Origin of the sequence: Mesorhizobium sp. M1227, from assembly GCF_040318315.1 — a bacterium.
Taxonomy (GTDB): Bacteria; Pseudomonadota; Alphaproteobacteria; order Rhizobiales; family Rhizobiaceae; genus Mesorhizobium.
Genome location: NZ_JAMYLZ010000006.1, coordinates 130,268 through 151,353, shown reverse-complemented (window position 1 = coordinate 151,353; position 21,086 = coordinate 130,268). Strand labels below are relative to the sequence as shown.

Here is a 21,086-nt window from a genome sequence, read left to right as displayed (position 1 = left end):
AGATGTTGCAATGCACCGTTGCGCTGGGCGCATAGCCGGTTAACGGGATGTGACCTGCCGTCCGGGCCAGCATTCGCTTCCATAATGCTTCAGACGCATCATCGATCTTGCCATATCGATCGCAGGCTGGCTTGATCGCGCCCTTGCCAAGCGACTGCTACCGGGAGGAACCATGGCCAGCGAATTCTACGAAGTTCTCGATCCGCGCTTTTCGCGGCTTTTCAACGGCAATGCACAGGTGGACAGGCTGTTTACCGGCTGCCGATGGGCGGAAGGACCGGCCTGGTTCGCGGCCGGGCGCTATGTGGTCTGGTCCGACATCCCGAACAATCGCATGCTGCGTTACGACGAGACCGACGGCAGCGTCAGCGTGTTCCGTCAGCCGTCCGGCAATTCCAACGGCAACACCGTCGACCGGCAAGGCCGGCTGGTTACTTGCGAGCATTCCGGCCGCCGCGTCAGCCGCACCGAGCATGACGGCTCGGTCATCACCATCACCGACAAATGGCGCGGCAAGCGGCTGAACTCGCCCAATGACGCGGTGGTCAAGTCCGATGGCTCGATCTGGTTCACCGATCCGAGCTACGGCATCGATACCGATTACGAGGGCGACAAGGCCGAAAGCGAGATCGGCGCCTGCCATGTCTACCGGGTCGATCCCGGCACCGGCGAGACCGAGGCGGTGATCACCGACATGGTCAGGCCCAACGGGCTCGCCTTCTCGCTCGACGAGAGCAAGCTCTATGTCGCAGATACCGGCCGCACGCATGGTGCGCAAAACCCAGCGCACATCCGGGTGTTCAATGTCGGCCAGGGCGGCAAGACGGTCTCAGGCGAAAAGGTCTTTGCCGACTGCACCGCCGGCCTGTTCGACGGTTTCAGGCTGGATGCGGACGGCCGCATCTGGACCAGCACCGCCGACGGGGTCCATTGCTACGATCCGGACGGGACGCTGATCGGCAAGGTCAAGGTACCAGAAGTCGTTGCTAATTGCGTGTTCGGCGGCAACAAGCTGAACTGCCTCTACATCGCCGGCACCACATCGCTCTACATGGTCCGGCTCATGGTCAACGGCGCCAAAACCTACTGAGCGGCCGCCAAGCATATGCAAGGGAGGGAACCATGCCATTCGTGAATATCCGCCTGGTCAAGGAGGCGATTGCCGATGACCCGGCCGGCAAAAAGGCCGCGATCGCCGCCCAGGTGACAGCGGCCATCACCGGCGTCACCGGCCTGACCAACAACGATGTCTGGGTGGTTTTCGAGGAGGTCGCTGCACGCGACTGGTTCGTCGGCGAGACCGACGTCGAGACGCGGAGACGGAAGGGCTAATCTCCCGACGGAACGGCAGCGAGGCGGAAGTTTGCGAGAGGCCTGGGGGACAGCGCCCCCTGCCCTGCCGGCCATCTCCCCCACACAGGGCCCACTTGGGGGAGATCGGCAGCTTCGTCGCCTAGCCCGTCTTTCAACGTTGGAGGTTGGCGAAAGCGGGGATGACGGCCAATCTCCCTCCTGTTTGGACCGGAGACATCGCGCTCGTGTCCTCGAATGGCATCCCGAACCTCCCGGCGCAAAGCGCGCCAAACTGTTCGCGATGTCCTCGCACACCTGTTCGCGATGTCTCCGGTCCAAACACCTCCAAGAGGGGGAGATGTCCGGCAGGACAGAGGGGGGCGCGAAGGATCGCCGACGCTCGCTTCGCGTTCGCTCTGCCCTGGGATAACGACAGCACGATGGCCGCCACTTAACGCGAGCGGATGAACTCCGCGAAGGCGGATAGGGCATCGCGCATCGTCAGCCGGTTTTCCGGCTGCGATAAGATATCCTCCACCTCCGGCGGCTTCTTGCCGAGCAGCGCTATTTCGAGCGCTGCCTCCCCATAGAGCGCGAAAGACATTGTCCGCATGACCTCGGCCAGTGCGGCGCGGGCAAACAGCGAGCGCGGCGAGGCGTGGACCAGCATGGCCGGTTTGCCGACGGCGGCATCGCGCGACACCAGCCAGTCGAGCGCGTTCTTCAGGCCGCCTGGCATACCGTGGGCATATTCCGGGCAGGAGACAATGAGGCCATCAGCGGCGGTGACCGCGTCGATCAGCGCCGCTGCTTGCGGCGGCGTCCGCTCGCCTTCGTCGTCGGGGTTGAAGATCGGCAGCCGGCCAAGTCCATCGTAGACGGAGACGTGACAGTCCGGCGGCGCGTTTTGCGCGAGTGCCGCGACCAGGGCCGAATTGGTCGAGGCGGCGCGCAGGCTGCCGGAGATGGCGAGGATGTTCAGCAAAGGAATGGAGACCGGCTTGGGCGATTCGTTGCCGGGCACGCTACCACATGGTCTCCCTGTATTCCTCATCCAGCCAGCGGTCGGTCGCCTCGGCCGAATCGGCGAGCGCCAGCTGGTCGCGCAGGATCTGGCCGAGCGTCGGCAGCGTCGCGCGGTCGTACCAGCTCTCCGGCTTCCACAGTTCGGAGCGCATGAAGGCCTTGGCGCAATGCATATAGGCGGCCTTGACCGTCACCACGACGACGCTTTGCGGCGCCTTGCCGTCGACCGCCAGCCGCTCGCGTAACGCCGCATCGACGGTTATGCGGGCATCGCCGTTGACACGCAGCGTCTCGTTCATGCCGGGAATGAGGAAGAGCAGCCCGACCGAGGGATTGAGAAGGATGTTCTCCAGCGTGTCGAGCCGGTTGTTGCCCGGCCGGTCGGGGATGGCGATGGTCTTCTCGTCGAGCACTGCCACAAAACCCGGCCTGTCGCCCTTGGGCGTCACATCGGCATTGCCGGCGCCGTCGGACGAGCCGATCAGCACGAACGGGCTCTTGCCGATGAATGAACGGCAGTGGCCGTCCAATGTCTTCAATTCCTTGCGGATCGAGCCGTCGGTCAGCCGAGGCGTCTTGTAGATCGTCCTCAACTCGTCGCGCGTGGTGATGAATTCCATGCCCCTCTCCCCTTATTCTGATGCAATTCCCTAGGGAAAACGCTACGCGCTTTTCCCGGGAAAACCGCTACACACTTTCCTGGAATTGCTCTATTTGCCGGCCTTCTCTTCCTTGCCGGCCTTGTCCTCGAGCGAATGGCGCAGGATCAACGGCATTTGGCTTAACGTGAAGACAAGGGTAATGGGAATCGTGCCCCAGACCTTGAAATAAAGCCAGGCTTCCTCAGAAAAGTTGCGCCACACGATCTCGTTCAGCGCAGCCAGAAAAAGGAAGAAGAGTCCCCATCGGAAAGTGAGCTTGCGCCAGCCTTCGGCGTCGAGATTGAAGGCGGAATCAAAGACATAGCCCAACAGCGATCTGCCAAACGCCAACCCGCCAAGCAACGTGATGCCGAACAGGCTGTTGATGATTGTCGGCTTCATGAAAGCGAAGGTCTTGTCCTGCAGCCACAGCGCCAGTGCGCCAAACACAAACACCACGATGGCCGAGACCAACGGCATGATCGGCCAGCTGCGCGTCAAAATCCACGAAACGCTGAGCGATAGCGCCGTCGCCACCATAAAGAACGCTGTGGCAATCAGGATAGGCTCGCCGATATGGCCGAGGATCGGAAATTTCCCGACAAGCCACGCGCCGCGGATGGTGGTGAAAAAGAACACCAGACCAGGCCCGAGCTCGAGCAGGAATTTCAGGCCGGGGTTCAACGCCTTGCGGCGTGGATCGGACGGGTCGCCTTCGAGGATGGGTGGGTTCATAGCGTCCTTCTTACGCATGATCCAATCCAAAGAGCCTGCAACTTTTCGGAATCATGCTCGTCAAGCCACTCCAGCGATCGCCCTGGCGAATTCGCTTGCGGAAAAGGGTTCGAGGTCGTCGACCTGTTCGCCGACGCCGATGAAATAGACCGGCAATTTGTGCTTTGCCGCGATCGCCACCAGAATACCGCCGCGCGCCGTGCCGTCCAGCTTGGTCATTACCAGGCCGTTGACGCCGGCGACATTGCGGAAGATCTCGACTTGGTTGAGCCCATTCTGGCCGGTGGTGGCGTCGACCGTCTGCAGCACGGTGTGCGGCGCTTCCGGATCGAGCTTGCCCAGCACGCGGACGATCTTTTCCAGTTCCGCCATTAGTTCGGTCTTGTTCTGCAGCCGCCCGGCGGTGTCGATGATCAGCACGTCGGAGCCGGCCTCCTTCGCGCGCTCGAAGGCGTCGTAGGCGAGGCCTGCGGCATCGGCGCCGAGCTTCGAGGCAATGACCGGCGAGTTGGTGCGCTCGCCCCAGATCTTCAGCTGCTCGATCGCGGCGGCGCGGAAAGTGTCGCCGGCGGCGAGCATCACCGAGAGGCCGCCATCGGTGAGCTTCGCCGCCAGCTTGCCGATGGTCGTGGTCTTCCCGGTGCCGTTGACACCGACCACCAGGATGACATGCGGCTTGTGGCTGAGATCGAGTTCCAGCGGCATTGCGACATGGGTCAGCACCTTCTCCACCTCGGCCGCCATGATGGCGCGGACTTCGGTGTCGGAGACGTCCTTGCCGTAGCGGCTGGCGGAGAGCGCGTCGGTAACGCGCAAAGCCGTCTCCATGCCGAGATCGGCGCGGATCAGCACATCCTCCAGGTCCTGCAGCGTGTCCTCGTCAAGCTTCCGCTTGGTGAAGACGCCGGCGATGTTGCCCGACAACTCCTTGGAAGAGCGGGCAAGCCCGTCTCGCATGCGCTGGAACCAGGAGCGCCTCGGCGCCGGTTCGGGCGCCTTCTGCGGCTCGGCTTTCTGCTCGACCTTCTTGGTTACGGTGACTTTGCCGGGGGCGGGCTTTGGCTCCGGCGATGGTTGCGGAACGGCTTCTGGCTCGGGCTTTACCTCCCCCTCGATGGGAGGGTGGGGCGCCGGCACGACCTCCGGTTCGGGCGCGATCTCGGTCAAGATCGGTTTCGTCTCGGCCGGCGCTGGCTGGCGGATCGGGGGCGGTATTTCGGCGGGAGGGACTTCGCGCGCTGGCGCTGCTGAGGGAGCCTCGGTGGGCACTACCGGCACTTCGACGGGTGCAGGTTCTGGCTGGGAGGGGACGATTTCTGGCTGCTGCGGCTCGGCCCGGATCTCCTCCGGTTCCTCAGCAGGCGTTTCCGGCTCGGGTGGAATGGTCGGCGGCGGCTCAGGCTTCTGCGATTCCGGCGCCGGTTGGGGTGCCGGAGGCAACTCTGGTTCGACTGGCGGTGGAGGTACGGCTTCGACTTCGGGTCGCGACTCGTCGCGTTTCAAAAACTCCGGGACGGCCCGCTCGGCGGCCGGTTTCAGCGCCTCCAGTTCGTCCCATTTGATCGGCGGCAGCGGCGCGGCCTCGTCTGGCCGCTCCTCGACGACTTCCTTCTTGCCGAACGAAAATATCTTCTTGAAAAACCCAGCCATGTCTTGCGCTCTCAGGCGGCGCGGGCGGCAAGCGGCGCGGCGATCAGTCGGATACCGTCATGGCCGGCGATATCAGCCTCGACAATGTCGCCCGGAGCGCCGGCAGAGACCGCGGCCAGCGTAAACCCTTCGGTGCGGCCAAGGCCGTCACGCTCAATCAGGATCGACTGATGCGTTCCAGCGAGCGAGGCAAGATGGCGGCGATAGGCGGCCTCGCCGGCGGCGCGCAGGCGTGCCGCGCGTTGCTTGACGACGACGCGGCGGAGCTGCGGCATGCGCGCGGCGGGCGTGCCCTGGCGCGGCGAAAACGGGAAGACGTGGAGATGCGTCAGGCCGCATTCCTCGACGATCTCCAGCGAGTTTTCGAACATGGCGTCCGTCTCGGTCGGGAAGCCGGCGATGATGTCGGCGCCGAAAACAATGCCGGGGCGCAGTTTGCGCACATCCTCGCAAAAGCGGATCGACTGGTCGCGGCTGTGCCGGCGCTTCATCCGCTTCAGGATCATGTCGTCACCCGATTGCAGCGACAGATGCAGATGCGGCATCAGCCTCGGCTCGGTGGCGATGGCGTCCAGCAGATCGTCGTCGGCTTCGATCGAGTCGATCGAGGAAAGCCGCAGGCGTTTCACGTCTGGCACCTGCTTCAGGATGGTCTTGACCAATTTGCCGAGCTTCGGTGCGCCCGGCAGATCGGCGCCAAAACTGGTCATGTCGACGCCCGTCAGCACGATCTCGGCATAACCATTGCCGACGAGTCGCTTGATCTGCTCGACCACGGCGCCCATCGGCACCGAGCGCGAATTGCCGCGACCGTACGGAATGATGCAGAAGGTGCAGCGGTGGTCGCAGCCGTTCTGCACCTGGACAAAAGCGCGCGCCCGGCCCTCGATGGCGTCGACCATGTGGGCGGCCGTCTCGCGCACCGAAAAGATATCGTTGACGCGCGCCTTCTCAGTGTCGTTGATGCCGAAATCCGGCAGCGCGCGATAGGAATGCGCCTTCAGCTTTTCCTCATTGCCGAGGACGAGATCGACCTCGTCCATGGCGACGAAATCCTGCGGGCCGGTCTGCGCGGCGCAGCCGGTGACGATGATGCGGGCGGCCGGGTTCTCACGGCGGGCTTTTCTGATCGACTGCTTGGCCTGGCGTACAGCCTCGCCGGTGACGGCGCAGGTGTTGAAGATGATGGCACCGCCTTCGAGGCCGCCGAGGCCCGCACTTTCGGCTTCACGCCGCATCACCTCGGATTCATAGGTGTTCAGCCGGCAGCCGAAGGTGACGACCTCGATACCCTTGTTGCCAAGAGGAGCCATCAGGCGGCGCTTTCGGTGTCGCGCGCCCACGCCCCGGTCGACGGATCGAAGCTGCCGGAAAATTCCCATTCGGCGGCACCGGTGAGGATGACGTGGTCGTCGTCGCGCCACAAAACATGCAGCGAGCCGCCGCCGGGCGTCATCAGCGTGACGCCGCGGCCGGTACGCCGGGTGCGGGACGCGGCGACCACAGCGGCGCAAGCAGCCGTGCCGCAGGCCTTGGTCAGGCCGGCGCCGCGCTCCCAGGTGCGGATGGCCATGGTCTCCGGCGAGGTCACCTGCGCGATGGTGATGTTGGCGCGCTCGGGGAAGATCGGGTGGTTTTCGAGCAGCGGGCCGAAGCGCTCGAGCTCGTACGACCAGACGTCGCGGTCGACCCAGAAGATGGCGTGCGGATTGCCCATCGAGACGACCGACGGCGAATGCAGCACCGGAGCATCGATCGGGCCGATCTGCAGCTCGATCATGCGGGTGTCGCGGAATTCCTCGGCCAGCGGGATGTCCTGCCAGCCAAAGCGCGGCCTGCCCATGTCGACCGAGATCATTCCGTCGGCATGTTCCTCGGCATTGAGGATGCCGGCGACTGTTTCAAAGGCAAATGTCTTCTGGCCGGTCTCGGCGGCGAGCGCCTGGACGACACAACGCATGCCGTTGCCGCAGGCTTGCGCCCTGGTTCCGTCGGAATTCAAGATGTCGATGAAAAAGGCGGTGCCCGGCGTCCTGGGGTCGTGGATCGCCATGATCTGGTCGAACCTGGTCGCCGCATCGGCATTAAGCGCGACGGCTGCCGCAGGCGTCACGCGATCGGCACGGCCACGCATATCGGCAACGATGATTTCGTTGCCGATGCCGTTCATCTTGGCGAAAGGGGCCGCGCTTGCCATCGATCGAAAGGTCTCTTGCCGGTTTGGCGCCTATATGGCGGATAGCGGCAGAAATTACCAGCGCGGCGTGATTTTCAAGTCACCGCGAAGACGCCAAGCACGATCAGCAGGAAGATAATCAGCACGATGCCGATGAGGATGCGTGCGCCGGTGGCAGCGGCTCCGGCCAGTGCCGGCATGCCGAGCAGGCTCGCCGCGGCCGCGATAATCAAAAGAATGATGATCCACCTGATCATGAGAGACACCTCGCAGGCGACAGGTTTGAACACCTACAAACGTCTATGTGATGCCCTAGGTTCCGCCGCGCTAGACCGCCGGCACGTCCCAGACTTCGCCCGGCCGCAAGGCGCGAAAACGTTGCCGCGGCAGGCCGGCAGCATCGAGCGCTTCGCCGAGCTTTCTGGGCGGCTCGTCGATCGGCTCGTTGGTGAGCCGGAACGTGCCCCAGTGACAGCCGGCTGCATAGGCGGCGTTGCACAAAAGCATGCCTTGCACCGCCTCCTCCGGATCCTGGTGATGTGGCGCCATGAACCAGCGCGGCTCGTAGGCGCCGATCGGCAGGATGGCGAGGCGGAAGCCGCCGTGCTTTTGCGCCATCAGCCGGTAATTGATGCCACCGTGGAAGCCGGTATCGCCGGCGAAATAGATCTTTGCGTCGGGCGTCTCGACGACGAAACCCGCCCACAGCGCCATGCGCCGGTCGCGAGTACCGCGGGCCGACCAGTGGTGCACCGGCTCGACATGGACGGCGACGCCATCGCCGATATCGACCCGGTCGCCCCAGTCATGCGCGGAAAGCCTCATACGGGGCACGGCAGCGCCGATGATCGTGTCGTTGCCGAGCGGCGTCAGCAGCAGCGGGTCGTGTCTTGTCTTCAGGCGCTTCAGCGTGGCGAGGTCGAGATGGTCGTAATGGTTGTGGCTGACCAGCACGAGGTCGATCGGCGGCAAATGCGAAAACGCGATGCCCGGCGGATTGACGCGTTTCGGACCGGCGAAGGAGAGCGGCGAGACGCGTCGCGACCAGACTGGGTCGGTCAGGATGTTCAGGCCGGCTGTCTGGACGAGCAGCGAGGAATGACCGACCATGGTGAGGCGCAGCGCAGAACCATCGATGCGCTCGACCGGTCTTGCCGGTGGAAACGGGCTCGGATCCGCCGCCGGCCATTTCGAGCGCTCGCGGCTCAATTGCCATTTCAACAGATCGGCAAAGCGACCCGGCGGCCGTCCGTCGGGATTGAAGAACAAGGTGCCGTCGAAATGATCGCTGGGCGGCCCGCTGTAATAGCGGTTGGCGGCTCTCTTTCTCGCGGCCAAGAAATCGGCTCCCTGCAGTTTGCTGATCGCCAAGAGATAATGCCGGCGCCGGCCCGCACAAGCATTTGAGGTGAACGCCAGGGATTTGGCGCCAGCGCGCCGTATCGAATCAACCGGAGGTGTCGGCCAAACGGCCAAGGCGTAACGCAATTTCAGACAATGTGCATTTTGCGACAAATTTGCAACATTACCGGCGCAAACCGTATTTTAACCATATCGGGTTGAAATTTCGCCACCTTCTCCATCTTGGTGAGGGGGACATTGCGCGGACGGCACCCCCAGCCCGATCCGACGGAGGTTGAAGAATGAAATTTTCGAAAACCGGCCTGCTGGCCGTATCGCTGGCCGCGCTCGTTGCGAGCGGCTGTTCAACCTCACGGTTCACATCGATGGACGAGCAGCAGCCGGCGCCGCTGGAAGCTGCGCCCGCCGGCAAGGTGACCGCAAACCAGCTGCCGCCGCCGGCGACACCCGGCCCGGCCGATCCGTCGAAATTTCCTACCGCGCCGCAGAACACCCAGGTCGCCTCGCTGCCGCCCGACGGGACGGCGCCTGCCGGTGCGGCCGACCTTACCGCGTCCAGCGTCGCCGGCGTGTGGAAGGCAAGCGTGTCCGGCCAGAGCTGTCAGGTGGCGACGCCGCAGACCAAATTCGGTTCGGGCTACCGCGCCGGACCGCTGCATTGCCCGGCGCCGCTCGATGGCATCAAATCGTGGAACGTCGCCGGCAAACAGCTGACGCTCTTTGACGAGAATGGCGGCACGCTGGCACGGCTCTATTCTTCGGGCGGCGAGAAATTCGACGGCCAGACTTCCAACGGCCTGCCGATCTCGCTTACAAGGTAAGAGAACGGCCCCCATTGTTACGCAATTCCGGACGGAAAACCGTTACACACTTTTCCTGGAATTGCCTCTTTTGTTTTTTACGCAATTCCGGACAGAAAACCGCTGCACACTTTTCTTGGAATTGCTCCGGAACGACGTGACCAATGCATCTGCGTGACGGCCTCCAGACCCATGCGACCGTCAAGCAGCGCTATGACCATCTGGTCGAGACGGGCGCCATCGGGCGCGATCCGGCGCAGGAGCGGATCGCCGCTGCGCTCGACCGGCTGATCGAAGAGATATCGGCAAAGCGGCTGGCGCAGAAATCAAGCGCGCTGGGGTGGTTGTTCGCCCGCAAGCGCGAGGTGCACGAGGCGGTCAAGGGCCTTTATATCCATGGCGGCGTCGGCCGCGGCAAGACCATGCTGATGGACATGTTTTTCGAGCTGCTGCCGGTGCGGCGCAAGCGCCGGGTGCATTTCAACGACTTCATGGCCGACGTGCAGGACCGCATCCAGAAGCACCGACAGGCTCGCAAGAACGGCACGGCCAAGGAGGACGATCCGATCCCGCCGGTGGCGCGCGCGCTGGCCGAGGAAGCCTGGGTGCTATGCTTCGACGAGTTCTCCGTCACCGACATCGCCGATGCGATGATCCTGTCAAGGTTGTTTTCGGCGTTGTTTGCCAATGGCGTGGTGCTGGTTGCCACTTCCAATGTTGCGCCGCAGGATCTCTACCGCGACGGCCTGAACCGTCAGTTGTTTTTGCCGTTTGTCGCTATCCTGGAGCGCCACGCGCAGGTGCTGGCGCTTGACGCCGACAAGGATTACCGCCTCGACAAGCTCAGCCGCATGCCGGTCTACGTCACCCCGGCCGATGCCGCCGCCGACCATGCGCTCGACGACGCGTGGGCGGTGATGACACATGGCAGGCCGACGGCCGAGACGATGCTGACGGTGAAGGGCCGGCACGTCATGGTGCCGCGGGCTGCAGGGGAGGCTGCGCGGTTTTCCTTCGCCGATCTCTGCGAGAGGCCGCTCGGCGCCCGCGACTATCTTGCCATTGCCGCCCGCTTCTCGACCATCTTCATCGACCATGTGCCGGTGCTCGGCGAAGGCAAGCGCAACGAAGCCAAGCGCTTCATCCTGCTGGTCGATACGCTCTACGATCATCATGTACGGCTGGTGATGAGCGCCGCGGCACCGCCGGCGCAGCTCTATACGGCCAAGCGCGGCAACGAAGTCTTCGAGTTCGAGCGCACCGCATCGCGGCTGATCGAGATGCAGAGCCACGACTGGCTGGAGGACTGGGCGAAGAGGCAGAGGGCGCAGGGATCATCGACGGAGGCACGGCAGGCACAGGCGTGAGGGATAGTACCGAAGGGGGCGCTGCCGCCGGCGCCTATAATCGATAAACATACATGACGAACCCCTCCGCCGGCCCATGCGGCTCTTTTCGCGACTCGTAAAGTGCGCGAGCAGCAACATTGTCCGGCTCGGTGCCGACCCACGCCTCCTCACAATGCTCGCGACCGAGTGCGAACATGGCGCCGAGCATCCTCGTCGCAATGCCCTGGCGTTGAAAGGCCGGCGCCACGCCGACCTCGTCTACGTAGAGTTCGCTCACCTTGTCCGGGTGGCGGTGGATGACGGCTGCGCATTGGCCAACGACGATGCCGTCGGCGAGGGCCACGACTATGAAATGACCGGGCTCCGCGAGATAGGCGGAGAGCCGATCCGGCCTGACCGGCTCGTCGAAGACTTCGTCGGCAACCCGCATCACAAGGGCGTCATCGCCAGGAAACAGCCTTCTGATTTCCAGTGCCATTGTGTAGAATTCCTCTAGTCGGCTTCAGAATTTTGACGTTTACGTAAGTCCCATTGTTTCTAACCGATTGAAATTACTCACTCCAAAATAATCGTTTGAATTTTTGTGCGGCCGGGGCTATTGCGTGCGGCGAATTTCGCGGTTCCGCAGCATTCCGGCCTCTTCCTCCGACGCCGTCATCAAATCGTCAAGGATTTGGGCGCCGTCATAGTCAAAGGGAAAACATCCTGACATGGCACGCAACAAGATAGCGCTCATCGGCTCGGGCATGATCGGCGGCACCCTCGCCCACATGGTCGGCCTCAAGGATCTCGGCGACGTCGTGCTGTTCGATATCGCCGAAGGCATCCCCCAAGGCAAGGGACTGGACATCGCGCAGTCGTCGCCGGTCGATGGGTTCGACTCGAGGCTGACCGGCGTCAACGACTATGCCGGCATCGAGGGCGCCGATGTCTGCATCGTCACCGCCGGCGTGCCGCGTAAGCCCGGCATGAGCCGCGACGATCTTCTAGGCATCAATCTGAAGGTGATGGAGCAGGTCGGCGCCGGCCTCAAGAAATACGCGCCGAAAGCCTTCGTCATCTGCATCACCAATCCGCTCGACGCCATGGTCTGGGCGCTGCAGAAGTTTTCCGGCCTGCCCAAGAGCCATGTCGTCGGCATGGCCGGCGTGCTCGACAGTTCGCGCTTTCGTTATTTCCTGGCCGAGGAATTCAAGGTCTCGGTCGAGGACGTCACCGCCTTCGTGCTCGGCGGCCATGGCGATTCCATGGTGCCGATGATCCGCTATTCGACGGTTGCCGGCATCCCGCTGCCCGACCTCATCAAGATGGGCTGGACCTCGAAAGAGCGGCTCGACCAGATCGTGCAGCGCACCCGCGACGGCGGCGCCGAGATCGTCGGCCTGCTCAAGACCGGCTCTGCCTTTTATGCGCCGGCCGCCTCGGCCATCGCCATGGCCGAAGCCTATCTCAAGGACAAGAAGCGGGTGCTGCCCTGTGCGGCGTACCTCTCCGGCCAATATGGCGTCAAGAACACCTATGTCGGCGTTCCCGTGGTAATCGGCGCCGGCGGCGTCGAGCGGATCATCGAGATCGAGCTCGCGAAGAGCGAGCAGAAGATGTTCGACAATTCGGTCGCGGCGGTGCAGGGCCTGTGCGACGCCTGCGTCAAGATCGCTCCGCATCTCGCGGCCAAGTAAGCCGGTAACCAAGCCCGCCAAGCAAGCTGGAGACATAGCGCATGAACATCCATGAATATCAGGGCAAGGCGCTGCTGAAAGGCTTTGGCGCACCCGTGGCCGAGGGCGTGCCGGTGTTCAAGGCGAGCGAGGCGGAAGCTGCCGCCAAGGCGCTGCCCGGCCCACTCTATGTGGTCAAGAGCCAGATCCATGCCGGCGGCCGCGGCAAGGGCAAGTTCAGGGAGCTCGGGCCCGATGCCAAGGGCGGCGTCAGGCTGGCGAAGTCGGTGGCCGAGGTCGTCGCCAACGCCGAGGAGATGCTCGGCCATACGCTGGTCACCAAGCAGACCGGCCCGGCCGGCAAGCAGGTCAACCGGCTCTATATCGAGGACGGCGCCGACATCGAGCGCGAGCTCTATCTGTCGATCCTGGTCGACCGCTCGGTCGGGCGCGTCGCCTTCGTCGTCTCGACCGAGGGCGGCATGGACATCGAGGCGGTCGCCCACGACACGCCGGAAAAGATCATCACCGTCGCCATCGACCCGGAAAAGGGCGTGACTGCGGACGATGTGAGGAAGCTCAACGCGGCGCTGAAGCTCGACGGCGACGCCGCCAAGGATGGCGCCACGCTGTTCCCCATCCTCTACAAGGCCTTTGTCGAGAAGGACATGAGCCTGCTCGAGGTCAACCCTTTGATCGTCATGAGGAGCGGCCGGCTGCGCGTTCTCGACGCCAAAGTGTCGTTCGACAACAATGCGCTGTTTCGCCACCCGGACGTGCTCGAATTGCGCGACACCACCGAAGAGGACGAGAAGGAGATCGAGGCGTCGAAATACGACCTCGCCTATGTCGCGCTCGACGGCAATATCGGCTGCATGGTCAACGGCGCCGGCCTCGCCATGGCAACGATGGACATCATCAAGCTTTATGGCGCCGAGCCCGCCAACTTCCTCGATGTCGGCGGCGGCGCGTCGAAAGAAAAGGTGACGGCGGCGTTCAAGATCATCACCAAAGATCCGGCGGTCGAAGGCATTCTGATCAACATCTTCGGCGGCATCATGAAATGCGACATCATCGCCGAGGGCGTCATCGCAGCAGTCAAGGAGGTCGGCCTGCAGGTGCCGCTGGTGGTGCGGCTGGAAGGCACCAATGCCGAGCTCGGCAAGAAGATCATCAACGACAGCGGGCTAAACGTGGTGTCGGCCGATGACCTCGATGACGCAGCCAAGAAGATTGTCGCGGCGGTGAAGGGCTGAGCATTTGGAAAACACTCCGTTTGCCCATCCAATATGGTCAATATTTATGATTGCCATGGGTATCGGCGGACTGTGGGCCTTTCCCGAGCGGAGAAAGATGTCGGAAAAGATGCGCCGCCACACCTCGTTCAGAATTGTTCTTCCAAGATCGCTTGACCTTGGGGTGCATCTTGGCGTGAGCGTCATGCTCTTCTTGGTGGGCCTCCTGTTGCTGTTTCGGATTATCCAGTGAGAACAGAGCGAGTCAGAGGTCGATAGGCGATGCCTCCGCACAAGATAAACCTCGTCGAGGCGGCGGATCAGAAGATCAAGAAGGTCTTCGATCCGCATATCGCCGGCGACGTGAACGACAGCCAGGTCAAGATCGCCAAATTCGGCGATGTCTTCGACTGGCACGCGCATGACAATGAAGACGAAGCATTCTTGGTGCTGCGCGGCCGCATCGCCATCGATTTCCGCGACGGCACGGTTGAGCTTGGCAGCGGCGAGTTCATCGTTGTGCCGCGCGCCGTCGAGCACCGGCCGCGCTCGCTCAGCGAACAGCCGGTGGTGCTGATGTTCGAGCCGGCGACGACGCTCAACACCGGCAACGCTAAGAGCGACCTCACCGTCGCCGATCTCAAGCGGCTCTGACCATGAACGCTGCGCCCTTCTCCTCACTCTCGGCCGATCACCAGCGCCTGCGGGCGCTGGTCGGAGCGTGGCGCGGCGAGGAAGAGGTGTCGGCCACGAAATGGGCCGACGGCGGAACAGCGAGTTCGGAAATACTGGCAGAGGCACAGTTCGGCGGCCTGTTCGTAGTGCAGCGCTATCGCCAGCGCCGCGACGGCACGGTTTCGTTCGGCGCGTACAGCGTGTTCGGCTTCGACCAGCAAAACAAAATCGTCACCATGCACCAGTTCGATTCGATGGGTTTCGTGCCGATGTCGCCGGCCAAAGGCAGCTGGAACGGCACGGAGCTGGTTCTGGAGCGGTCGTCGCAGCGCGGCTCCGCGCGTGTGACTTATATTTTCGACAATGCCGATGCCTTCCGCATGCGACTGCATTTCAAACCTGCCGGCGGCGATGGCTGGCAAGACATGGTGAGCGGCGTCTACCGGCGCGTCTCGCCTTCCTCGATCAACGGTTTTTAGAAAAGGGCTCCGATGTCCATTCTCGTCGACAAGAACACCAAGGTGCTGGTGCAGGGCCTGACCGGCAAGACCGGCACGTTCCATACCGAACAGGCGCTCGCCTACCACGGCACAAAGATGGTCGGCGGCATCCACCCCAAGAAGGGCGGCGAAACCTGGACCGGCGCCAAAGGCGAGGCGCTTCCGATCTTCGCCACCGTAGCCGAAGGCAAGGCCAGGACCGGCGCCAACGCTTCGGTCGTCTACGTGCCGCCGGCGGGTGCTGCCGAAGCGATCCTGGAAGCGATCGAGGCCGAGATCCCGCTGATCGTCTGCATCACCGAGGGCATACCGGTGATGGACATGATCAAGGTCAAGGCGAGGCTCGACCGTTCGACGTCGCGGCTGATCGGGCCGAACTGCCCCGGCGTGCTGACCCCCGACGAATGCAAGATAGGCATCATGCCCGGCAGCATCTTCCGCAAGGGCTCGGTCGGCGTTGTTTCCCGCTCGGGAACGCTTACCTATGAGGCGGTGTTCCAGACCACCAATGTCGGCCTCGGCCAGACCACCGCCGTCGGCATCGGCGGCGACCCGGTCAAAGGCACGGAGTTCATCGATGTGCTGGAGATGTTCCTCGCCGACGAAGAGACCAAGTCGATCATCATGATCGGTGAAATCGGCGGTTCGGCCGAGGAAGACGCCGCGCAATTCCTCAAGGACGAGGCAAAGCGCGGCCGCAGCAAGCCGATGGCCGGCTTCATCGCCGGGCGCACCGCACCGGCGGGCCGCACTATGGGCCATGCGGGCGCGGTCATCTCCGGCGGCAAGGGCGGCGCGGAAGACAAGATCGCGGCGATGGAATCGGCCGGCATCAAGGTTTCGCCATCGCCGGCCCGGCTCGGCACGACGCTGGTCGAGGCGATCAAGGGTTAGGGGAGTAAGGGAGTACGGGAATAGGGGAGTAGGGAACAAGACGAGGGCATTTGCCCTACTCCCTTACTCCCCTATTCCCTTACTCCCCTCCAACAAAGGAGACGAAGCAAAGGCTTCGACAGTGACATGGCAAGACAAGATCAGGCCAACGACCAGTTTTCGCTTACCTCTTTCCTCTATGGCGGCAATGCCGATTATATCGACGCGCTCTATGCCGCCTATGAGGACGATCCCGCGTCGGTCGATCCCGAATGGCAGGACTTCTTCGCGGCGCTGAAGGATGACGCCGGCGACGTGCGCAGGAACGCCAAGGGCGCCTCTTGGGCCAAGCCCTCCTGGCCGATGCAGGCCAATGGCGAGCTGGTCTCGGCGCTGGACGGCAATTGGGGCCTGGTCGAAAAGCACATCGAAAAAAAGGTCAAGGACAGGGCGGTCGGCAACGGCGCAGCGCTTTCCGACGCCGACGTGCATCAGGCGACGCGCGATTCCGTCCGCGCCATCATGATGATCCGCGCCTTCCGCATGCGCGGCCATTTGCACGCCAATCTCGATCCGCTGGGCATTGCCAAGCCGCTCGAGGATTATAACGAGCTGTCGCCGGAGAATTACGGCTTCACCGAAGCCGATTACGACCGGCCGATCTTCCTCGACAATGTGCTCGGGCTGGAATTCGGCACCATCCGGCAGATGCTCGATATCCTGACCCGGACCTATTGCTCGACGCTCGGCGTCGAATTCATGCATATTTCCGATCCCGAGGAGAAGGCCTGGATCCAGGCGCGCATCGAGGGCACCGACAAGGAGATCTCCTTCACCGCCGCCGGCAAGAAGGCGATCCTGCAGAAGCTTGTCGAGGCGGAAGGCTTCGAGCAATTCATCGATGTCAAGTACAAGGGCACCAAGCGCTTCGGCCTCGATGGCGGCGAGTCGCTGATCCCGGCGCTGGAGCAGATCATCAAGCGCGGCGGCCAGCTCGGCATGAAGGAGATCGTGCTCGGCATGGCGCATCGCGGCCGGCTGAACGTGCTGTCGCAGGTGATGGCCAAGCCGCACCGCGCCATTTTCCATGAGTTCAAGGGCGGCTCCGCCGCGCCCGACGAGGTCGAGGGCTCGGGCGACGTGAAGTACCATCTCGGTGCCTCGTCGGATCGCGAGTTCGACGGCAACAAGGTGCATCTGTCGCTGACCGCCAATCCCTCGCATCTGGAAATCGTCGACCCGGTGGTGATGGGCAAGGCGCGCGCCAAACAGGACTATCTGTTCGGCCGCAGCCGCGAGGAGATCGTGCCGCTGGAAGAGCGTGCTAAGGTGCTGCCCTTGCTGCTGCATGGCGACGCCGCCTTTGCCGGCCAGGGCGTGATTGCCGAAATCCTCGGCCTGTCGGGCCTGCGCGGCCACCGCGTCGCCGGCACGCTGCATTTCATCATCAACAACCAGATCGGCTTCACCACCAACCCGCGCTTCTCGCGCTCGTCGCCCTATCCGTCCGACGTGGCCAAGATGATCGAGGCGCCGATCTTCCACGTCAATGGCGACGATCCGGAAGCCGTGGTCCATGCGACCAAGGTGGCGATCGAATTCCGCATGAAGTTCCACAAGCCTGTCGTGGTGGACATGTTCTGCTACCGCCGCTTCGGCCACAATGAGGGCGACGAGCCCGCCTTCACCCAACCGATCATGTATCGCAAGATCCGCAACCAGAAGACGACGGTGCAGATCTATGCCGACCGGCTGATTTCCGAAGGCCACATCACCCAGGCCGAGTTCGAAAAGATGAAGGCCGATTGGCGGGCGCATCTCGAGCAGGAATTCGAGGTGGGCCAGCATTACAAGCCGAACAAGGCGGACTGGCTGGACGGCGCGTGGTCCGGCCTGCGCTCGGCCGACAACCAGGACGAACAGCGGCGCGGCAAGACCGCCGTGCCGGTCAAGATGCTGAAGGAGATCGGCAAGAAACTGACCGAGGTGCCGAAGGATTTCGAGGCGCACAGGACGATCATCCGCTTCCTCGACAACCGCCGCCAGGCGATCGAGTCCGGCGAAGGCATCGACTGGTCAACGGCCGAGGCGCTGGCCTTCGGCGCCATCCTGCTCGACGGCAATCCGATCCGGCTGTCCGGACAGGATTCGGAGCGCGGCACCTTCTCGCAGCGCCATTCCGTGCTCTACGACCAGCGCGACGAGACACGCTACATTCCGCTCAACAATCTGTCGGCTGCGCAGGCCGGCTTCGAGGTCATCAACTCGATGCTGTCGGAAGAGGCCGTGCTCGGCTTCGAATATGGCTACTCGCTGGCCGAGCCGAAGGCGCTGACGCTGTGGGAAGCGCAGTTCGGCGACTTCGCCAACGGCGCCCAGGTGGTGTTCGACCAGTTCATCTCGTCGGGCGAGCGCAAATGGCTCAGAATGTCGGGCCTCGTCTGCCTGCTGCCGCATGGCTATGAAGGCCAGGGGCCGGAGCATTCGTCGGCCCGGCTCGAGCGCTTCCTGCAGCTTTGTGCCGAAGACAACATGCAGGTCGCCAACGTCACGACGCCGGCCAATTACTTCCACATCTTGCGCCGGCAATTGAAGCGGGACTTCCGTAAGCCGCTGATCCTGATGACGCCGAAGTCGCTGCTGCGCCACAAGCGGGCGGTATCGACGCTGCCGGAAATGTCGGGCGAAAGCGCCTTTCACCGGCTGTTGTGGGACGACGCGCAGCTGCTGTCAGGCCAGGCCATCAAGCTCACCAAGGATTCGAAAATCCGCCGTGTCGTGCTCTGTTCGGGCAAGGTCTATTACGACCTCTACGAAGAGCGCGAGAAGCGCGGCATCAACGACATCTATTTGCTGCGCGTCGAGCAGCTCTATCCGTTCCCGGCCAAGGCGCTGATCACCGAACTGTCGCGCTTTCGCAATGCCGAGATGGTGTGGTGCCAGGAGGAGCCCAAGAACATGGGCGCATGGTCGTTCATCGACCCGTATCTCGAATGGGTGCTGGCGCATATCGACGCCAAGCATCAGCGGGTGCGCTATACAGGCCGGCCAGCCGCCGCCTCGCCGGCGACCGGATTGATGTCGAAGCATCTCGCCCAGCTTGCCGCCTTGCTCGACGACGCGCTTGGTGAATAGAACAGAACCGAAAGAAACGGACAGGCACAATGGCAACCGAAATCCGCGTCCCGACACTTGGTGAATCCGTCACCGAGGCGACCATCGGCAAATGGTTCAAGAAGGTCGGCGACGCGATCGCCGCCGATGAGCCGCTGGTTGAGCTCGAAACCGACAAGGTGACGGTGGAAGTGCCGGCCGCCGCCGCGGGCACGCTCGCCGAGATCGCCGTCAAGGAAGGCGAGACGGTCGGCGTCGGCGCACTGCTCGGCACGATTTCGGCGGGCGCCGGCGCGGCAGCCAATGCCGCCGCCGCTCCGGCGGACAAACAGGATGCGGTATCGCAGGCTTCGGCTCCCACCGCAGCCTCGAGCGTCAAGCAGGCCGCTGCCGAGACGGCCAAGATCGCCGGCGACGCCGGCGCGATCGAGACGCGCACAATGCCGCCGGCGCCGTCGGCGGCAAAGCTGCTGGCCGAGCACAATCTCGCGGTCGACCAGGTATCGGGCTCGGGCAAGCGCGGCCAGGTGCTGAAAGGCGACGTGCTCGACCTTATCGCCAGGGGCGCGCCGTCGCAGCCGGCCGAAATGCCGAAGGCAGCGCCTGTACCGGCACCCGTTGCCGCGCGCGCGCCGTCCCCGGCCGACGATGCGTCGCGCGAGGAGCGCGTGCGCATGACCAAGCTGCGCCAGACGATCGCGCGCCGCCTCAAGGAAGCGCAATCGACCGCCGCCATGCTGACCACCTTCAACGAGGTCGACATGAGCGCGGTGATGGCGCTGAGGGGCAAATACAAGGACGTGTTCGAGAAGAAGCACGGCGTGAAGCTCGGCTTCATGGGCTTCTTCACCAAGGCCGTCACCCATGCGCTGAAGGAGATCCCGTCGGTCAATGCCGAGATCGACGGCACCGACATCATCTTCAAGAACTACGCTCATATCGGCGTTGCCGTCGGTACAGAGAAAGGCCTTGTCGTGCCGGTTGTGCGCAATGCCGACCAGATGTCCATCGCCGAAATCGAGAAGGACATCGGCAGGCTGGGGCTTGCGGCGCGCGACGGCAAGCTCTCCGTCGCCGATATGCAAGGCGGCACGTTCACGATTTCCAACGGTGGCGTTTACGGGTCGCTGATGTCGACGCCGATCCTCAATGCGCCGCAGTCGGGCATTTTGGGCATGCACAAGATCCAGGAGCGGCCGGTGGTGGTCGGCGGCCAGATCGTGATCCGGCCGATGATGTATCTGGCGCTGTCCTACGACCACCGCATCGTCGACGGCAAGGAAGCGGTGACTTTCCTGGTCCGGGTCAAGGAAAGCCTGGAGGATCCCGAGCGGCTGGTGCTCGACCTCTAGGGGGCTCCGGTGGCTGAGCCGATCGACCCGATAGATCTGTTCGAACTATTGTCGACAGGCCGTGCTGGCCCAATCGAGCTCGGCAAGAGCGACCGCGAGACGGTTCGCAGCTTGATAGATCCGGAGGATCTGCGGGCGGACAATCATTATCGCCACGGGGACGCCGGATCGGCGTGGTGCATCTATGGTGCCAATTGCGAGTTCTTCTTCAGTCCCGATTTTCGTCTGAGGTCGATTAGTGTCGAGCCTGTCTTCGGAAGACTGGAATCGGGTGGAACGATGGCGACTTGGTACGGCCATCTTAACGTCGATGTGGGCCGGCATCCCGTGACTTTTGCAGGCACAAAACCGATTGCCATACATACCTTGCCCAAGGCACTGCAGTTCCTGAACAAGAGCGAGTTCAAGTGGGCAATCGGCGGCGGTCGTGAGCGCGACGTCTATATTGAGCTGGCGGAGAGTTCTCGCATCTTGACTCTCAAATATGAGGTGAACGCGGTTCCGGTCGACAGGAATGAAAACGTAGCGTTTGAGATAGACTATTTTCTTTCGACGGTCTTCATCCTCGATCAAGCTGTTCAAGGCGGATAGCAGTGACGATCCGTTCTTTCTTGTCCGAAAGCCTGTCGACCGCATCGATAGCGGTC

21 protein-coding genes are annotated in these 21,086 nt (G+C 63.1%); 12 read left to right on the top strand and 9 right to left on the bottom strand.

Going from position 1 to position 21,086, the window contains the following annotated elements:
• Window positions 1–172 precede the first annotated feature (172 nt).
• Both NKH28_RS11130 and NKH28_RS11125 read left to right on the top strand, forming a co-directional pair.
• Window positions 173–1,090 carry an SMP-30/gluconolactonase/LRE family protein gene (locus tag NKH28_RS11130; protein ID WP_352470820.1) on the top strand — a complete coding sequence of 306 codons (918 nt, stop codon included), beginning with the start codon at window positions 173–175 and terminating at the stop codon, window positions 1,088–1,090.
• Window positions 1,091–1,122: 32 nt separating this feature from the next.
• Window positions 1,123–1,332 carry a tautomerase family protein gene (locus NKH28_RS11125; protein WP_352978864.1) on the top strand — a complete coding sequence of 70 codons (210 nt, stop codon included), beginning with the start codon at window positions 1,123–1,125 and terminating at the stop codon, window positions 1,330–1,332.
• 412 nt (window positions 1,333–1,744) lie between these two features.
• Here the strand turns inward: NKH28_RS11125 and NKH28_RS11120 are convergent, their stop codons facing one another.
• From NKH28_RS11120 to NKH28_RS11085, 8 genes are all read right to left on the bottom strand, one after another.
• Entirely contained in the window at window positions 1,745–2,278 is a 534-nt protein-coding gene (locus NKH28_RS11120; RefSeq protein WP_352470913.1) for an NADPH-dependent FMN reductase, read from the bottom strand.
• Window positions 2,279–2,318: 40 nt separating this feature from the next.
• Window positions 2,319–2,939 carry a pyridoxamine 5'-phosphate oxidase family protein gene (locus NKH28_RS11115; protein WP_352491642.1) on the bottom strand — a complete coding sequence of 207 codons (621 nt, stop codon included), beginning with the start codon at window positions 2,937–2,939 and terminating at the stop codon, window positions 2,319–2,321.
• Between the two features lie 90 nt (window positions 2,940–3,029).
• Complete coding sequence (locus NKH28_RS11110) at window positions 3,030–3,695, bottom strand: septation protein A (protein ID WP_352978944.1); 666 nt, start codon at window positions 3,693–3,695, stop codon at window positions 3,030–3,032.
• A 60-nt stretch (window positions 3,696–3,755) separates the two neighbouring features.
• Window positions 3,756–5,345 (bottom strand): signal recognition particle-docking protein FtsY, encoded by a 1,590-nt coding sequence (ftsY, locus tag NKH28_RS11105; RefSeq protein ID WP_352978862.1) that lies wholly within the window; start codon window positions 5,343–5,345, stop codon window positions 3,756–3,758.
• An 11-nt stretch (window positions 5,346–5,356) separates the two neighbouring features.
• On the bottom strand, window positions 5,357–6,658 hold the full coding sequence (mtaB, locus tag NKH28_RS11100; protein WP_352850296.1) for a tRNA (N(6)-L-threonylcarbamoyladenosine(37)-C(2))-methylthiotransferase MtaB: 1,302 nt from the start codon (window positions 6,656–6,658) through the stop codon (window positions 5,357–5,359).
• Window positions 6,658–7,542 (bottom strand): diaminopimelate epimerase, encoded by an 885-nt coding sequence (dapF, locus tag NKH28_RS11095; protein ID WP_352470815.1) that lies wholly within the window; start codon window positions 7,540–7,542, stop codon window positions 6,658–6,660. The genes mtaB and dapF overlap by 1 nt, the downstream gene beginning before the upstream one ends.
• Window positions 7,543–7,616: 74 nt before the next feature.
• Window positions 7,617–7,778, bottom strand: a complete 162-nt coding sequence (locus NKH28_RS11090) for a DUF1328 family protein (RefSeq protein ID WP_031195454.1) — start codon at window positions 7,776–7,778, stop codon at window positions 7,617–7,619.
• Between the two features lie 70 nt (window positions 7,779–7,848).
• Window positions 7,849–8,859, bottom strand: coding sequence for an MBL fold metallo-hydrolase (locus tag NKH28_RS11085; protein ID WP_352540819.1), 1,011 nt, complete (start codon window positions 8,857–8,859; stop codon window positions 7,849–7,851).
• A gap of 305 nt (window positions 8,860–9,164) precedes the next feature.
• On the opposite strand from NKH28_RS11085, the gene NKH28_RS11080 reads away from it, so the two are divergent.
• Window positions 9,165–9,704 (top strand): protease inhibitor Inh/omp19 family protein, encoded by a 540-nt coding sequence (locus NKH28_RS11080; RefSeq protein WP_352450179.1) that lies wholly within the window; start codon window positions 9,165–9,167, stop codon window positions 9,702–9,704.
• Between the two features lie 143 nt (window positions 9,705–9,847).
• Complete coding sequence (gene zapE / locus NKH28_RS11075) at window positions 9,848–11,050, top strand: cell division protein ZapE (protein WP_352819202.1); 1,203 nt, start codon at window positions 9,848–9,850, stop codon at window positions 11,048–11,050.
• A gap of 34 nt (window positions 11,051–11,084) precedes the next feature.
• Here zapE and NKH28_RS11070 read toward each other — a convergent pair whose 3' ends face one another.
• Window positions 11,085–11,510 (bottom strand): GNAT family N-acetyltransferase, encoded by a 426-nt coding sequence (locus NKH28_RS11070; protein WP_352978860.1) that lies wholly within the window; start codon window positions 11,508–11,510, stop codon window positions 11,085–11,087.
• A 232-nt stretch (window positions 11,511–11,742) separates the two neighbouring features.
• Between NKH28_RS11070 and mdh the strand changes: the two genes are divergently transcribed.
• The 8 genes from mdh to NKH28_RS11030 all read left to right on the top strand — a co-directional run bounded on the left by mdh (window position 11,743) and on the right by NKH28_RS11030 (window position 21,030).
• Complete coding sequence (gene mdh / locus NKH28_RS11065; RefSeq protein WP_352456335.1) at window positions 11,743–12,711, top strand: malate dehydrogenase; 969 nt, start codon at window positions 11,743–11,745, stop codon at window positions 12,709–12,711.
• A 41-nt stretch (window positions 12,712–12,752) separates the two neighbouring features.
• The gene (sucC, locus tag NKH28_RS11060; protein ID WP_352978858.1) at window positions 12,753–13,946 is read left to right on the top strand and encodes an ADP-forming succinate--CoA ligase subunit beta; all 1,194 of its coding nucleotides are present in this window, start codon (window positions 12,753–12,755) and stop codon (window positions 13,944–13,946) included.
• A 261-nt stretch (window positions 13,947–14,207) separates the two neighbouring features.
• On the top strand, window positions 14,208–14,579 hold the full coding sequence (locus NKH28_RS11055; protein WP_352615464.1) for a cupin domain-containing protein: 372 nt from the start codon (window positions 14,208–14,210) through the stop codon (window positions 14,577–14,579).
• A gap of 2 nt (window positions 14,580–14,581) precedes the next feature.
• Complete coding sequence (locus NKH28_RS11050) at window positions 14,582–15,079, top strand: DUF1579 family protein (protein WP_352767366.1); 498 nt, start codon at window positions 14,582–14,584, stop codon at window positions 15,077–15,079.
• A gap of 12 nt (window positions 15,080–15,091) precedes the next feature.
• Window positions 15,092–15,994, top strand: a complete 903-nt coding sequence (gene sucD / locus NKH28_RS11045; protein WP_352978856.1) for a succinate--CoA ligase subunit alpha — start codon at window positions 15,092–15,094, stop codon at window positions 15,992–15,994.
• 126 nt (window positions 15,995–16,120) lie between these two features.
• Window positions 16,121–19,108 carry a 2-oxoglutarate dehydrogenase E1 component gene (locus NKH28_RS11040; protein ID WP_352615459.1) on the top strand — a complete coding sequence of 996 codons (2,988 nt, stop codon included), beginning with the start codon at window positions 16,121–16,123 and terminating at the stop codon, window positions 19,106–19,108.
• A gap of 29 nt (window positions 19,109–19,137) precedes the next feature.
• Entirely contained in the window at window positions 19,138–20,439 is a 1,302-nt protein-coding gene (gene odhB / locus NKH28_RS11035) for a 2-oxoglutarate dehydrogenase complex dihydrolipoyllysine-residue succinyltransferase (protein ID WP_352470805.1), read from the top strand.
• Between the two features lie 9 nt (window positions 20,440–20,448).
• On the top strand, window positions 20,449–21,030 hold the full coding sequence (locus tag NKH28_RS11030) for a hypothetical protein (RefSeq protein ID WP_352832380.1): 582 nt from the start codon (window positions 20,449–20,451) through the stop codon (window positions 21,028–21,030).
• Window positions 21,031–21,086 lie beyond the last annotated feature (56 nt).

Bases quoted from the DNA above. Each gene is read 5' to 3' on its own strand.
- NKH28_RS11130 (WP_352470820.1), top strand. From the start codon at position 173: ATGGCCAGCGAATTCTACGAAGTTCTCGATCCGCGCTTTTCGCGGCTT.
- NKH28_RS11125 (WP_352978864.1), top strand. From the start codon at position 1,123: ATGCCATTCGTGAATATCCGCCTGGTCAAGGAGGCGATTGCCGATGAC.
- NKH28_RS11115 (WP_352491642.1), bottom strand. From the start codon at position 2,939: ATGGAATTCATCACCACGCGCGACGAGTTGAGGACGATCTACAAGACG.
- NKH28_RS11110 (WP_352978944.1), bottom strand. From the start codon at position 3,695: ATGAACCCACCCATCCTCGAAGGCGACCCGTCCGATCCACGCCGCAAG.
- ftsY (WP_352978862.1), bottom strand. From the start codon at position 5,345: ATGGCTGGGTTTTTCAAGAAGATATTTTCGTTCGGCAAGAAGGAAGTC.
- mtaB (WP_352850296.1), bottom strand. From the start codon at position 6,658: ATGGCTCCTCTTGGCAACAAGGGTATCGAGGTCGTCACCTTCGGCTGC.
- dapF (WP_352470815.1), bottom strand. From the start codon at position 7,542: ATGGCAAGCGCGGCCCCTTTCGCCAAGATGAACGGCATCGGCAACGAA.
- NKH28_RS11090 (WP_031195454.1), bottom strand. From the start codon at position 7,778: ATGATCAGGTGGATCATCATTCTTTTGATTATCGCGGCCGCGGCGAGC.
- NKH28_RS11080 (WP_352450179.1), top strand. From the start codon at position 9,165: ATGAAATTTTCGAAAACCGGCCTGCTGGCCGTATCGCTGGCCGCGCTC.
- zapE (WP_352819202.1), top strand. From the start codon at position 9,848: ATGCATCTGCGTGACGGCCTCCAGACCCATGCGACCGTCAAGCAGCGC.
- NKH28_RS11070 (WP_352978860.1), bottom strand. From the start codon at position 11,510: ATGGCACTGGAAATCAGAAGGCTGTTTCCTGGCGATGACGCCCTTGTG.
- mdh (WP_352456335.1), top strand. From the start codon at position 11,743: ATGGCACGCAACAAGATAGCGCTCATCGGCTCGGGCATGATCGGCGGC.
- sucC (WP_352978858.1), top strand. From the start codon at position 12,753: ATGAACATCCATGAATATCAGGGCAAGGCGCTGCTGAAAGGCTTTGGC.
- NKH28_RS11055 (WP_352615464.1), top strand. From the start codon at position 14,208: ATGCCTCCGCACAAGATAAACCTCGTCGAGGCGGCGGATCAGAAGATC.
- NKH28_RS11050 (WP_352767366.1), top strand. From the start codon at position 14,582: ATGAACGCTGCGCCCTTCTCCTCACTCTCGGCCGATCACCAGCGCCTG.
- sucD (WP_352978856.1), top strand. From the start codon at position 15,092: ATGTCCATTCTCGTCGACAAGAACACCAAGGTGCTGGTGCAGGGCCTG.
- NKH28_RS11040 (WP_352615459.1), top strand. From the start codon at position 16,121: ATGGCAAGACAAGATCAGGCCAACGACCAGTTTTCGCTTACCTCTTTC.
- odhB (WP_352470805.1), top strand. From the start codon at position 19,138: ATGGCAACCGAAATCCGCGTCCCGACACTTGGTGAATCCGTCACCGAG.